Origin of the sequence: Streptomyces sp. NPDC048612, assembly GCF_043199295.1 — a bacterium.
In the GTDB taxonomy this organism is placed as follows: Bacteria; Actinomycetota; Actinomycetes; order Streptomycetales; family Streptomycetaceae; genus Streptomyces.
Genome location: NZ_JBICVV010000003.1, coordinates 236,069 through 248,843, shown reverse-complemented (window position 1 = coordinate 248,843; position 12,775 = coordinate 236,069). Strand labels below are relative to the sequence as shown.

At 73.7% G+C, this 12,775-nt stretch carries 10 protein-coding genes; 3 read left to right on the top strand and 7 right to left on the bottom strand.

Annotated elements, in window-relative coordinates:
• Positions 1 to 112: 112 nt before the first annotated feature.
• On the top strand, positions 113 to 2,428 hold the full coding sequence (locus ACGFN2_RS07150; protein WP_393358571.1) for a collagenase: 2,316 nt from the start codon (positions 113 to 115) through the stop codon (positions 2,426 to 2,428).
• Here the strand turns inward: ACGFN2_RS07150 and ACGFN2_RS07145 are convergent.
• From ACGFN2_RS07145 to ACGFN2_RS07130, 4 genes are all read right to left on the bottom strand, one after another.
• On the bottom strand, positions 2,400 to 2,813 hold the full coding sequence (locus ACGFN2_RS07145) for an STAS domain-containing protein (RefSeq protein WP_362609282.1): 414 nt from the start codon (positions 2,811 to 2,813) through the stop codon (positions 2,400 to 2,402). The two genes, ACGFN2_RS07150 and ACGFN2_RS07145, sit on opposite strands and share 29 nt — an antisense overlap.
• Positions 2,814 to 2,928: 115 nt before the next feature.
• Complete coding sequence (locus ACGFN2_RS07140) at positions 2,929 to 5,331, bottom strand: glycoside hydrolase family 65 protein (RefSeq protein WP_393358184.1); 2,403 nt, start codon at positions 5,329 to 5,331, stop codon at positions 2,929 to 2,931.
• Positions 5,328 to 6,092, bottom strand: a complete 765-nt coding sequence (locus ACGFN2_RS07135; RefSeq protein WP_393358182.1) for an HAD family hydrolase — start codon at positions 6,090 to 6,092, stop codon at positions 5,328 to 5,330. Before ACGFN2_RS07135 ends, ACGFN2_RS07140 begins: the two co-directional genes overlap by 4 nt.
• Positions 6,093 to 6,186: 94 nt before the next feature.
• Positions 6,187 to 6,762 (bottom strand): hypothetical protein, encoded by a 576-nt coding sequence (locus ACGFN2_RS07130; protein WP_362609277.1) that lies wholly within the window; start codon positions 6,760 to 6,762, stop codon positions 6,187 to 6,189.
• Positions 6,763 to 6,961: 199 nt separating this feature from the next.
• Here ACGFN2_RS07130 and ACGFN2_RS07125 point away from each other — a divergent pair, with 199 nt between their 5' ends.
• The gene (locus ACGFN2_RS07125; protein WP_362609275.1) at positions 6,962 to 7,666 is read left to right on the top strand and encodes a response regulator transcription factor; all 705 of its coding nucleotides are present in this window, start codon (positions 6,962 to 6,964) and stop codon (positions 7,664 to 7,666) included.
• Between the two features lie 8 nt (positions 7,667 to 7,674).
• Here the strand turns inward: ACGFN2_RS07125 and ACGFN2_RS07120 are convergent, their stop codons facing one another.
• The gene (locus ACGFN2_RS07120; protein WP_362609273.1) at positions 7,675 to 9,399 is read right to left on the bottom strand and encodes a GAF domain-containing protein; all 1,725 of its coding nucleotides are present in this window, start codon (positions 9,397 to 9,399) and stop codon (positions 7,675 to 7,677) included.
• Positions 9,400 to 9,619: 220 nt separating this feature from the next.
• On the opposite strand from ACGFN2_RS07120, the gene ACGFN2_RS07115 reads away from it, so the two are divergent.
• Positions 9,620 to 10,495, top strand: a complete 876-nt coding sequence (locus ACGFN2_RS07115; protein ID WP_393358179.1) for a universal stress protein — start codon at positions 9,620 to 9,622, stop codon at positions 10,493 to 10,495.
• Between the two features lie 18 nt (positions 10,496 to 10,513).
• On the opposite strand, the gene ppk2 is transcribed toward ACGFN2_RS07115, so the two are convergent.
• On the bottom strand, positions 10,514 to 11,335 hold the full coding sequence (ppk2, locus tag ACGFN2_RS07110) for a polyphosphate kinase 2 (RefSeq protein ID WP_362609267.1): 822 nt from the start codon (positions 11,333 to 11,335) through the stop codon (positions 10,514 to 10,516).
• 42 nt (positions 11,336 to 11,377) lie between these two features.
• A complete protein-coding gene (locus ACGFN2_RS07105; RefSeq protein WP_362609264.1) occupies positions 11,378 to 12,724 on the bottom strand; it encodes a nicotinate phosphoribosyltransferase in 1,347 nt (448 codons plus the stop codon).
• Positions 12,725 to 12,775: the final 51 nt, after the last annotated feature.

Sequence of the window (12,775 nt, the reverse complement as noted above, 5' to 3'; positions counted from 1 at the left end):
GTTATAGGTCACACCTCGTGGAGTGAAGGCCCTCCCCTCACCCCCACCCCCCTCATCAACCCCCCACCCCCTCCCGGAGGTTCAGGTGTCCCCTTCGCCTACCCCGCGCAGGATGCTGCTGGCCGCGACCGCCGTCGCGGCCCTCGCCCTGCCGGCCGTCCCGTCGGCCCTCGCCGCGCCCCGCACCGCGGCCGCCCCCGCCCAGGGGGCCCGCGCCCAACAGCCCGCACACCGCGCGGCGGCCCCCGCCCCCAACCCCTTCGACCAAGCCCAACGCCTCGCCAGATCCCCGAAGTTCACCCCCGCACCGGCGCCCGCGCCCCGTTCCCGCACCGAGCGGGGCCGGATACCGGGACCGCAGACCAGACCCGCCACCGCACCGCACGCCCCCAGACCCGCCGTCGCCCCCTGCACCCTCGACGGCATCACGGGGCTGAGCCCCGAACAGTTCGCGGACTTCCTCGCCGACCCGGCCGTCACCGCCGACGACTGTCTGCGCCGGCTCGTCTGGACCTGGGACGCCCGGCTCGTCCCCGTCATGTCCGACGCCCATGTCCAGGCCGTCGCCCGGCGCGCCACCGCGCTGGCCGCCGCCCACGACGGCAAGAACACCAGCCATCTGTACGAGATGTTCACCTACCTGCACGCGGTCGCCTACCAGGACTTCTCGCACGACGAGATCGACCTCACCGACGCCCCCACCGTCGACGCCGTCCGCCGCGCCGTCGACGCCTTCGGCACCGCGGCCCGCACCTTCGACGTCACCCGGACCAACGCCGACACCCTGCGCGAGGCCCTGTACGCGGCCAGCGCCCCCGGGCTGCGGCAGCACCAACTCGGCCTGGTCCGCAAGGTCCTGGCGACCATGGACCCCTCCCACACCGCCACCCACAAGGACCCGTCCTGGGGGAACGCCGCCCTCGCCGCGCTCTCCGTCAACTACCTGGGCGTCTACCCCGGCAACAAGGACACCGCCTTCCAGAACGCGGTCACCGCCGACCCCGGCTACCGCGCCGTCTTCAAGGCCTTCGTGGGATACACCCACCTCAAGGGCACACCCAACGCCTGGGTCGTCCGTGACGCCCTGAGCGAGTACGGCCGCTTCGGCGAGATCGCCGCGCTCAAGCCGGGCATCGTCACCGACCTCGGCGCGCTGCTCCGCACCACCGTGCAGAACTACGGCGAGGGCAGCGAGCCCTGGGCCAAGATCGCCGGCTGGCTCGACTACTTCGGGGCCTGCGCGCCGTACGCGGTGTGCAAGGCCGACATCGAGAAGCGGATCTTCCCGCGCACCTACTCCTACGACAACGGCGCCATCAAGGTCCGCACCGCCCTCGACCGCACCACCGTCGACCAGCTCTACTACGCGTCCAAGCAGGTCAAGGCGCAGTTCCACCGGGTGCTCGGCACCGCCGAACCGCTGGCCGGCGACCCCAACACCACCCTGACCATCGTGCTGTACGCCTCCCGCGCCGACTACGAGGTCTACCACCCGCTGCTCACCGGCATGGGCACCAACAACGGCGGCGTCTACATCGAACGCGGCGCCACCTTCTACACCTACCAGCGCCGCGTCCCCCAGGACTCCACCCTCACCCTTGAGGAACTCTTCCGGCACGAGTACGTCCACTACCTCAACGGCCGCTTCGCCGTCCCCGGCTTCTTCGGCGAGGGCCCGTGGTACCAGGGCGACCGCACCACCGCCATGGACGAGGGCAGCGCGGAGTTCTTCGACGGCTCGACCCGCGACGACGGGATCGCGGTACGCCGCTCGCTGGTCAAGGGCATCATCGCGGACACCGCGGGCGGCGGGCCGCGGATGAGCGTCCAGCAGCTGCTGCACGCGACCTATGACGGCGACGGCTTCCGCTTCTACAACTACGCCGGGACGTTCTTCGAGTTCCTGTGGCGCGACCACCCGGCGAAGCTCCAGGAGATGTACCGGTACCTGCGTGCCGACGCCCCGTCCGCCTTCGACGCCTGGCGCAACCGGACGGGGTCCGACGCGGGGCTCCAGCAGCAGTACGACGCGTTCCTCGACGCCCAGATCGCCGTCGTCGACGACCTCTTCGTGCCGCGCACCACGTTCGTCCCCAACGGTTCCCTGAAGCTGTCCACCCCCGCCGCGGTCCAGAGCGCCTTCACGGCCGCCACCGCCGCCAGGCCCACCTGCAAGGACGGCGGCGACCCGGGCTACGGCCGGTTCCTCTGCAACGGCCGGATCACCGCCAACCTCAGCAACTCCGGCAGCCCCGACCAGGTCTTCGAGGACATGGCCGAAACGGTCGACTACTTCCTCCTGGACCGGGCCGAGCCCGCGGCGAACAACTTCGCCGACATGAACTGCTCCTTCGGCCCCACCGAGATCTGGTCCTCGGGCAAGGCCGGCAGCGCGGACTTCAGCTGCGAGGGGCCGCTGCGGCGGTGACCGACCCGTCACATCCGGTGATCCACGGCCCGTCGCCCGCCGGGCGGGCCGTGTCCGGCGGGGCGCCGAGGATGTCGAAGCAGCCGCCGAGACCGACGGCGTCCAGCAGGCGCAGGAAGCGGGCATCGGTGATCACCAGGGACAGCCGCCCGCCGTGCGCACGGATGCGGCGGCGGGCGCGGCACAGCACCCCGATACCGCCGCAGTCGAGGAAGTCCACATGGGTCAGGTCGAGGACCATGTGCGGCCGGTCTCCGGCCGTCACCGGGTCGAGGCGTCCGTTGGTGCGCGCCGCGCTGGGGTAGTCCAGCTCTCCGAAGAGTTTCACGACGATCGGCGCGCCCATGGGGCGCCCGCGCCGAGGGGTCGTCGACTGCCGCAGCATGGATCTCACCTGTCCGCACGATTCCGGCCTCCGGGCCGCTGTCACCATCAAAGGCGGCGGGAGCGCCGGGCAGGAGGGCCGGGCGGGCCATCTCCCCTAGGGCCCTTCGGCCCCCTCAGCCGTCGGGAAGGTCCAGCCGCCGGGACGTACCGGGCGCGATCGCGAAGGCGCGGTCGCGCAGCACCACCCGTACCGCGGCGTTCTGCGAGGGCGGCACCGTGATCCGCACCTGCTCGGCACGGATGCGCAGATCGATGTCCCAGTGGTGCCGGTAGCGGAGGCGCACCCCGAACCTGGACAGCTCCCGCAGCGGCGCCGGATCGAGCCAGAGCGCCTGGTCACGGGTCTCCAGACCGGTCATCCCGCGCTGGACGAAATCCAGGGTGCCGGCCATCGCGCCCAGATGGATGCCCTCCGCGGTGGTCCCGCCCTGGAGGTCCGCGACGTCCCCGGTCAGCGCCTCCTCGCAGTACCTCCAGGCGTCGGCGTGGTGCGCGCGGGCCAGGACCCAGGCGTGGACCAGGGCGCTGAGCGTCGAACCGTGGCTGGTGCGGTGCAGGTAGTAGTCGACGGTGGCGTGCCAGATGTCCTCGTCGAGGGGGTGGCCGAGGCCGCGGAACACCGCGGCGAGTTCCGACGGTGCGAAGAGATAGCCCAGCATCAGGACGTCGGCCTGCTTGGAGGCCTGGTAGCGGTTGACCGTGTCGCCCTCCGCCTCCAGTATCCGGTCCAGCCGGCGGATGTCGCCGTACCGCTCCCGGTAGCCGTGCCAGTCGAGTTCGGCGAGGTCCCCGTACCCGGCGAACTGGCTGATCACCCCGCGGTGGTAGGGCACATGGAGCCGGTGGGCGATGTCGTCCCAGCGCTCGGGCTCCTCCGGGGAGAGCCGCAGCCGTTCGAAGAGCCGGCGCCGGTGGGGCTCGGGCAGCGTGCGGCACAGGTCGAGCGCGCGCAGCAGCACCCAGGCCGCCGTGACGTTGGTGTAGGCGTTGTCGTCCACCCCCGGTACGGCGGCTCCCGGATAGCCGTCGTGGTACTCGTCGGGACCGACCACCCCGCGGATGCGGTAGCGGCCGAGGGAGGCGTCCCAGTCCACGGCCGAGGCCCAGAAGCGGGCGATCTCCAGCAGCATCTCGGCGCCCCTGGTGTGCAGGAACTCCGTGTCCCCGGCGGCCTGTCCGTACTGCCACACGTTGTACGCGATCGCCGACCCGACGTGGTGCTGGAGCCGGGAGTGATCGGGCAGCCAGCGCCCCGAGTGCGGGTTGAGATGGAGCTGCTGGGTCTCCTCGCGGCCGTCGCCCGCGCTCTGCCACGGGTACATCGCCCCGGTGCGGCCCGCCTCCCGCGCCGCGTGGCAGGCGGCCGGCAGCCGCCGGTAGCGGTAGTCGAGCAGGGCCCGGGAGACCTGCGGCAGATGCAGGTTCAGGAACGGCAGGACGAACAGCTCGTCCCAGAAGACGTGCCCGCGGTACGCCTCGCCGTGCAGGCCCCGCGCCGGCACCCCGACGTCCAGCTCGGCGGTGTGCGGCGAGAGGGTCTGCAGCACATGGAAGAGGTGCAGCCGCAGAATCCGGCCCGCCGCGCCCGGGACCTCCAGCTTGGCCTGCCGCCACAGGTCCTCCCAGGCGCGGCGGTGCTCGGCGCGCAGCTGCCGGAAGTGCGGGGCGAGGCTCACCGCGTCCACCGCCGCGTGCCGCGGGCTCTCGATCGCCGGGTCGCGGGAGGTGTACAGCGCCACGGTCTTCTCGACGACCGCGGGGGAGTCGTGAGCGAGCGGCAGGATCAGCGTGTGGAACGCCCGCAGCGCGGTCAGCCGCGGCCGGGGCAGCCCGTCGTGGCCCGAGGGGGTGCGGCTCCGGGCGGCCAGCGCGACGCGGATGTCCGAGTCGAGGGTGCGGCAGCTCAGCCACAGGGTGTCCGGCTGCTCGGTGCCGGTCTCCCAGCCCGTCAGATGCTGGTCGGCCAGACCGCGGTAGCGCGCGACGCCGGCATTGCGGACCGCCCCGTCGATCCCCGCCTCCACCTCCACCGCACCCGTCCACCCGTCCGGGGTGAAGCAGGTGCGCAGCGCGGCCAGATGGGGCTCGCCCATGTGCACCAAGCGGCACTGCTCCACGGTCAGCCGCCGCCCGGCCCCGTCCTCGTACACCGACCAGCGGGTCAGGGTGCCGTGCCGCAGGTCCAGCGTCTGCCGGTGCTCCGTCAGATACGGGTGGCCGGGGGCGAGCCAGGGGCCGGGGGCGGCGTCGGCCGGGCAGATCCGGTAGCGCAGCGGGAGCCAGTTGGGCAGGTTGACCATGTCCTCGTTCTCGACGGGGTGGCCCGCCACGGTGGAGGTCAGACGGTTGTAGCAGCCGGCGGCGTAGGTGCCCGGATAGTGCGTGCCCCCGGAGAGCACCTCGGAGGCCGCGCCGCGGGTGGCGAAGTAGCCGTTGCCGAGGGTGCACAGGGTTTCCCGCAGCCGTTCCGCGTCCGGGTCGTACCCCTCGTACGACCAGGTCCAGGCGCGGGTCATCCGGCGTCCCCGGGCAGCAGCAGCTCGCCGGGGTCGGTCACGACCACGTCGGCGCCACGACGGCGCAGGGCGCCCGCGCTGTACGGGCCGGCCGTCCGGTCCACGCCCACCACCAGGGCGAAGCCGCCGCGGCGGCCGGCCTCCACGCCGGCCAGGGCGTCCTCCACCACGGCGGAGTCGCCGGGCGGGACCCCGAGCCGCCGGGCCGCTTCCAGGAAGAGCGCCGGGTCGGGCTTCCCCGGCAGGTCCAGCCGGTGCGCCTCGTTGCCGTCCACCACGGCCCGGAAGAGCGTGTCCACCCCGGCCGCGGACAGCAGCCCGGCCGCATGGCGCGAGGCCGAGACGGCGGCGCACGGCACCCCGTGGTCCCGCAGGGCCCGCAGCAGGCGCACGGTGCCGGGCCAGGTGGGGACGGGACGGTCCCGCAGGCTCGCGCTGAACAGCTCTTCCTTACGGGCCGCGACGGCGTGGACGGTGTCCGTGCCCGGCGGGTCGTCCGGGGCGCCGAGCGGCAGGTCGAGGCCCCGGGAGCGCAGGAAGGCGGCGGCGCCGTCCTGCCGCGCCCGGCCGTCGACATGACGCAGATAGTCGTCCACCGGGTCGAACGGGCGCTGTCCTTCCACCGTCGCGAGACAGGCGTCGAAGGCGCCCTTCCAGGCCGCGGCGTGCACCGGGGCGGAGTCGGTGATGACCCCGTCGGTGTCGAAGAGCACGGCCCGCAGGGAGTGCAGGCACGCGGCCAGGGACGGCGCGCCGGTCATGGTGACGTTCCGTTCGTCGGTGTCCCTTCCATGGCACCACGACTGCGGGCCGGGGGCGCGTCGCACGGACGGCACCCGGCGGCGGCCCGCCGCTTCACGCCGCCCGCTGCCCCCACCGGGGGTCCGCCGCCGCCCACTCCCGTTCCCACTGGGTGTAGCGGTGGCGGTTCAGCAGGGCGCGGCCGGTGCGCTGGGCGCCGAGCAGGAACAGCCCGGCCGAGGTTCCGGCCACGGTGCCGATCGCGATGCTCTCGCCGCTCGCCTGCCGCGGGGTCACGGGGTCGCGCACCAGCGTCCCGTCGCGGTCGAGCCAGGCGGTGGTGCGGTCACCGGCCCGCAGGTCCGGCGCCACCGTCGTGACGCCCGTGCGGGCCGTGCCGTCCGCGGCCGTCCAGCGCACCGTCGCGTGGACCCGGGAGCCGACGCCTCCGGACACGTCCACCCCGATCCGCTGCGGCGGGTTCTCGGTCACGACGGCCGCCACGGTGCGTTGGCCCTGCCGTTCCTGGCCGGTGCCGCTCGCCACCGCCTGCGCGGCGGCCAGCCCGGCGGCCGGTGCGCCCAGAAGGATCAGTACCGCGGTCACCAGCACCAGCCAGGCCTCCACCACGTCCGAACGCCGTCGGAGCGGGCTGGGCCGCCACGGCCGGAGGAACTCGCTACGGGCCATCTCGCACCCCCTGCACCTGAGGCCCCGACCGTCGCACGCGGTGCCGGCCGGCAGGAGGGGCCGAACGGCCCTCACGGGGGGCCGGTCGGGGTCGGCCCGTTGTGGGCGGGAGCCCCGTTCGGCCCTGGTGTGCGCAGGGTGGCGGGGTGACGATGAGAGACACCGCCCGCACCGGACGAGCGAGAGCGTGGAGGACGCCATGGGCGAGGTACGCGAGGTCTCACCGCAGCGGCCGATCCGGGTGTTCCTGCTCGACGACCATGAGGTGGTGCGCCGCGGGGTGCGGGACCTGCTCGACGCGGAGGCCGATATCGAGGTGGTCGGCGACGCCGGCACCGCGGGGCGGGCGCTGGCCCGCGGTCCGGCGCTCGGCCCGGACGTCGCGGTACTCGATGTGCGGCTGCCCGACGGCGACGGGATCAGCGTCTGCCGGGAGTTGCGGTCGCGGCTGCCCGGACTCGCCTGTCTGATGCTCACCTCGTTCGACGACGACGAGGCGCTGCTCGACGCGATCATGGCGGGGGCGGCGGGCTACGTCCTCAAGGAGATCAAGGGATCGGACCTGGTCGCCGCCGTCCGCACGGTCGCCGCGGGACGCTCGATGCTGGACCCGGCGACCACCGCGCGGCTGATGCACAGCCTCCGGGGTGTGGACGGCGACGCGGCGCCCGCGGCGGACGCGCTGTCCGGGCTGTCACCGCGGGAGCGGGAGATCCTCGGTCTGGTCGGCGAAGGTTTGACGAACCGTCAGATCGCGCGGCGGCTCTACCTGTCCGAGAAGACGGTCAAGAACCACATCTCGCGGCTGCTGGCCAAACTCGGTGTGGAACGCCGTATCCAGGCGGCCGTCCTCGCCGCCCACGGACCGCCGCCGGGCGGCGGCACCGGACCGTACCCGCCCTGAGCCGCGGCTCAGGGGGACGGCAGCGGCGCCTGCCACACCAGGCGGGTGCCACCCTGCGCCGGAGCCTCCAGCGTCATCGTCCCGCCCACGCTCTCCGCCCGCTTGGCGAGGTTGCTCAGCCCGCTCCGCCGGCCGTGGCGCGGCACGCCCACCCCGTTGTCCGTGACGCTCAGGCGCAGCACGCCGCGGCCCACGGACAGCGATACCTCGACCGCCGTGGCGTGCGCATGCCGCGCGGCATTGCTCAGCGCCTCGCCCAGCACCGCCACCACATGCTCCGCGATCTCGGCCGGCACATCGGTGTCGATGAGTCCCTGCATCCGCAGCGACGGGGTGAACCCCAGGGCGCGGGCGGCCTGTTCCGCCGCGGTGACGGTGCGGGCCCGCAGCCCGTGGCTCGACCGGCCCGACGTGTGGGCGCGGAGCCCGAAGATGGTAGACCTGATGATCTTGATCGTCTCGTCCAGGTCGTCCACCGCGCGCAACAGCCGTTCACTGGCCTCCGGATGGTCCACGAAACGGACCGCGCTCTGCAGCGTCATCCCCGTCGCGAAGAGCCGCTGGATCGCCAGGTCGTGCAGATCACGGGCGATCCGGTCACGGTCCTGCAGCAGGGTGAGCTGCTCGGCGGACCGGCGCCGGTCCGCCAGCTCCATGGCGAGCGCTGCCTGCCCCGCGAACGTCAGCAGCGGACCGGTCTCCTGCTCGGTGAACCCGGCCCGCTCCCGCACCCGCGCCACCAGCAGCACCCCACGGGGCCGGCCGCCCGTGATCATCGGGACGGCGACCGCCGGCCCCAGCCCCATCCAGCGCGGCGGCCCCGTCGTGATCCGCGGATCACGCTCGACATCGGTGCTGATCAGCGGCGCCCGCCGGTCGAGCGCCGCGCCCATGAACGACCCCCGGAGGGGCAGCACGAGACCGCGGTGCGCCTCGGCGTCGACCCCCGACGCCAGGGCGACATGCAGCGCCTTGCCGTCCGGCTCGGGAATCGCGATCACCCCGAGGTCCGCGGTGAGGATCTCCCGCGCCTGGTCCACGATCAGCCCCAGCGCCGCCATCTCGTCCGACCCCGGCAGCAGCAGGCTGGCCACGATCTCACCGTTGGCCTCCTGCCACCGCTGCCGGTAGCGGGCCTCCTCGTACAGCCGCGCGTTCTCGATGGCGACCCCCGCCGCCACCGCGAGCGTCGAGAGCACCGTCTCGTCCTCGGCGTCGAACTCACCGCCGCCCCGCTTCTCGGTGAGGTAGAGGTTCCCGAACACCTCGTCGCGGACCCGGATGGGCACCCCGAGGAAGGAGTGCATGGGCGGGTGGTGCGGCGGAAAGCCGTACGACGACGGATGCCGGGACAGCTCCGAGAGCCGCAGCGGCTGGGGATGACGGATCAGCTCACCCAGCAGGCCGTGCCCCTCGGGCAGCCGGCCGATCGCCTCCTGCTGTGTGCCGGGGACCCCGACCGGCAGGAACTGGGAGAGCCGGGTGCCCTCGGACACCACGCCCAGCGCCCCGTACTCGGCGTCCACGAGCACCACCGCCGCCTCCACGATGCGGCGCAGCACCTGCGGCAGATCCAGCTCCCTGCCCACCGACAGCACGGCCTCCAGCAGCAGGTTCGCCGGATCGCCGGGGCCCAGCCGCAGCGCGTCGAGGCGCTGATGCAGCTCGTCCGGCAGCGCGTCGAGCCGGCGCCGGGCGGTGTCGCGCCGGCCGCTTCCGTGGTCGCCCACCATGGCCTCCGCTGGTGGCCCCACACGCGGGCGGGGCCGTACCTCCACGGTAGCCGCGGTGTCCCTCCGGGGCTTGGCGCGGCGGCGCGGGACCGCCGGCCCGCCAAGGAGGTCCGGGCGGCCCACCGCCCGGTGTCCGTCCGGACCTGCACGCCCCCCGGACCCGGTGTCACGGTGGCAGTAGGGACATGTCCGCGCCGACGCGAGGAAGGACGTGGGGGCGATGGAGCATCCGCTGGTCGTGGGGACCGATGGCTCGGATTCCGCCTTCCGGGCGCTCGACTGGGCGGCGGACGAGGCGGCACGCCACGGCCTTCCGCTGCGGGTCGTCCACGCCTCCCGCTGGGAGCGCTACGAGGGCGCGGTCCCGGCGGACGGCGGGGAACGCCCCAGCGAGCAGGTACTCGCGGAGTCCGTCGTCGCCTCCGCCGTGGAACTCGCCCGGCGCCGGCAGACGGACCTCGCGGTCTCGGGCGAGGTGCTCCCCGCCGACGCGGTCACCGCCCTGCTGAACGAGGGGCTCCATGCGACGGCGCTGATCGTGGGGACGCGGGGCCGCGGCGAGATCGCCGGCCTGCTGCTGGGGTCGGTCAGCCTGGCGGTGTCGGCCCGCGCCCGGTGCCCGGTGATCGTGGTGCGGGGGGACCCGGCCGGACTGGCGGGCAGCCATGGGCGCGTCCTCCTCGGGGTCGCCGGCCCGGCCGAGGAGTCGGCGGCCATCCGCTTCGCCTTCCGCGAGGCGGAGCGACGCCGCTGCACCCTGGAGGCGGTGTGCGCCTGGCCGCTGCCCGTACGCGACGCGAGCGAGGCCCCGCTGCTCGCCGCGGACGCCCGGCGCCATCACGAGAAGCAGGCCTCGGCGCTGCTGGACGAGGCGCTCGACGAGGTGTCCGGGGCACATCCGGCGGTGCGGGTGCGGCGGGTCACGGTCGAGGGACCGGCCCACAAGGTCCTGGTGCACCGCACCGCCGCAGCGGATCTGCTGGTGACCGGAGCCCAGCACCGTCAGGGCCACTTCGGCCTCCAGCTCGGGCGGGTGGCGCACACCGCGCTCTGTCATGCCACCTGCCCGGTGGCGGTGGTGCCGCAGCACGCCTGACGCGGCGCCGCCCCGCCGTCACCGCCGCAGCCCCGCGGCATGATCGGGGACATAGGTCTGCAGATCCCGGGGCGGCCGCTGGTAGCCGGTGGCCGGTGGCCGCGCCGGGATGTCGAGCGCCGGCGGGGTGATGTCCCGATAGGGCACCGTCGACAGCAGATGGGCGATCATGTTCAGCCGGGCCCGGCGCTTGTCGTCGCTCTCGACGACGTACCACGGCGAGTCCGCGATGTCCGTGTGCACGAACATCTCGTCCTTGGCCCGCGAGTACTCCTCCCAGCGGGTCAGCGACTCCAGGTCCATCGGGGAGAGCTTCCAGCGCCGCGTCGGGTCCTCCAGCCGCCGCCGGAAGCGCTGCTCCTGCATCTCGTCGCTCACCGAGAACCAGTACTTGCGCAGCAGAATCCCGTCCTCCACCAGCATCCGCTCGAAGACCGGGCACTGCCGAAGGAACCGCTGGTGCTCGGCCGGTGTGCAGAAGCCCATGACCCGCTCGACCCCGGCCCGGTTGTACCAACTGCGGTCGAACAGCACGATCTCGCCCGCCGCCGGCAGGTGCTCCGCGTAGCGCTGGAAGTACCACTGGGTGCGCTCCCGCTCGGTGGGCCGGGGCAGCGCCACGATCCGCGCCACCCGGGGGTTGAGGTACTGGGTGACGCGTTTGATCGTGCTCCCCTTGCCGGCCGCGTCCCGCCCCTCGAAGACCACCACCAGCCGGGCGCCCTCGGTCCGCACCCACTCCTGCAGCTTCACCAGCTCCGTCTGGAGCCGGTACAGCTCGGGCTCGTACACCGACCGCGGCAGCTTCCCCGAGCCGCTGCCGCCCTGTTTCTCCGCCATACGACGACGGTACGGAGAAAAGCCCCGCCGGGCCTCCCGGCCTCAGGCGTGCGAGCCGAACGGGGCCAGCACCTCACGCTCGATCCGCTGCCGGACCCGGCCGGTCAGGACGGCGAGCCGCTTCGACAGCTGCGGCCGCACCGCATGCGGCGACCGGATGTACCGGGCCGTCGCGGGCAGCTGCGCGACATCCGCCGCCACCCGCAGCCGGGCGTCCGGCAGCCGGCCGCGCGGGGCACTGCGCACGCCCCCGCGCATCAGCGTCTCCAGCAGCGGTGTGCTCCCCGCCGGCGGCGGCTCGTCGGCCAGGCCGAGCACATCGAGGCACCCCGGCCGGCGGAACACCTGCTTGCGCCCCGGCGCGGTCGACTTCGCCGCCGACAGCTTCATCACCGGCCGGCCGTCGTAGGCGACGAGCTTGTACGCGGAGTCCAGGGAGGGGGCGTCGGCGCTCACCCCGACCCGCGTGCCCACGGCGTAGACGTCGATCGGCGCCCCCGCGCGTGCCAGGTCGTGCACGGCGAACTCGTCCAGCCCGCCGCTGGCGACGATCCGCACCTGCGGCAGCCCCGCGTTGTCCAGGATCGAACGGGCCCGCGTGGCCAGCTCCGCCAGATCACCGCTGTCCAGACGGATGGCGGACCCGTCACCGCGGCCCAGCCCGTTGAGCACCCGCGCCGCCGCCGCGACACCCGACTCGGTGTCGTAGGTGTCGACCAGCAGCGTCACCGGTCCGGGGTGGCAGAGCGCGAACGCGGTGAAGGCCGCCTCCTCGTCCTCGAACGCCTCGACGTAGGAGTGCGCCATGGTGCCGACGGCCGTCAGGTCCTCGGCGTGCGCCGCTGCCACGTTGCTGGTGCCCGCGAAACCGGTCATGGCACCGAGCCGGGCCACCTGGCGGGCGGCGGCGGTGCCATGGGTGCGCCGCAGCGAGAAGTCCACGACGGGACGCCCCCGCGCGGCGAGCACACAGCGCACGCACTTGGAGGCGATGGCCGTCTGGTGGGTGAGGTGGTTCAGCACGAAGGACTCCACCAGCTGCGCCTGCGGCAGCGGCGCGGTGATCTCCAGCAGCGGCTCGCCGGCCAGCACCACCCGCCCCTCCGGCACCGCCCGCACCTCACCGGTGAAGCGCATGCCCCGCAGCGGCGCCAGATCCCGCGCGGGCCGTTGCAAGGCCTCGGCGAACACCTCGACATCGTCGTGTCCGACCGTGAAGCCGGCCAGGAAGTCGAGGACGGTCTCGGCGCCCGCCGCGATCAGGAAACCCCGCTCCGGCGGCAGCGCCCGCACAAAACAGCTGAAGGTCGCCGGTTGCGTCATGCCCTCGTGGAGATACGAGAGGGCCATGGTGACTTCGTACAGGTCGGTGGTCGTGGCATCCGACATGGCCGACTCCTTCCACGGACGGCCGGGCCACCGGCCGGCGGTGGCCGCCGC

Bases quoted from the DNA above. Each gene is read 5' to 3' on its own strand.
- ACGFN2_RS07135 (WP_393358182.1), bottom strand. From the start codon at position 6,092: ATGACCGGCGCGCCGTCCCTGGCCGCGTGCCTGCACTCCCTGCGGGCC.
- ACGFN2_RS07140 (WP_393358184.1), bottom strand. From the start codon at position 5,331: ATGACCCGCGCCTGGACCTGGTCGTACGAGGGGTACGACCCGGACGCG.
- ppk2 (WP_362609267.1), bottom strand. From the start codon at position 11,335: ATGGCGGAGAAACAGGGCGGCAGCGGCTCGGGGAAGCTGCCGCGGTCG.
- ACGFN2_RS07150 (WP_393358571.1), top strand. From the start codon at position 113: ATGCTGCTGGCCGCGACCGCCGTCGCGGCCCTCGCCCTGCCGGCCGTC.
- ACGFN2_RS07105 (WP_362609264.1), bottom strand. From the start codon at position 12,724: ATGTCGGATGCCACGACCACCGACCTGTACGAAGTCACCATGGCCCTC.
- ACGFN2_RS07120 (WP_362609273.1), bottom strand. From the start codon at position 9,399: ATGGTGGGCGACCACGGAAGCGGCCGGCGCGACACCGCCCGGCGCCGG.
- ACGFN2_RS07145 (WP_362609282.1), bottom strand. From the start codon at position 2,813: ATGCTGCGGCAGTCGACGACCCCTCGGCGCGGGCGCCCCATGGGCGCG.
- ACGFN2_RS07115 (WP_393358179.1), top strand. From the start codon at position 9,620: ATGGAGCATCCGCTGGTCGTGGGGACCGATGGCTCGGATTCCGCCTTC.
- ACGFN2_RS07130 (WP_362609277.1), bottom strand. From the start codon at position 6,762: ATGGCCCGTAGCGAGTTCCTCCGGCCGTGGCGGCCCAGCCCGCTCCGA.
- ACGFN2_RS07125 (WP_362609275.1), top strand. From the start codon at position 6,962: ATGGGCGAGGTACGCGAGGTCTCACCGCAGCGGCCGATCCGGGTGTTC.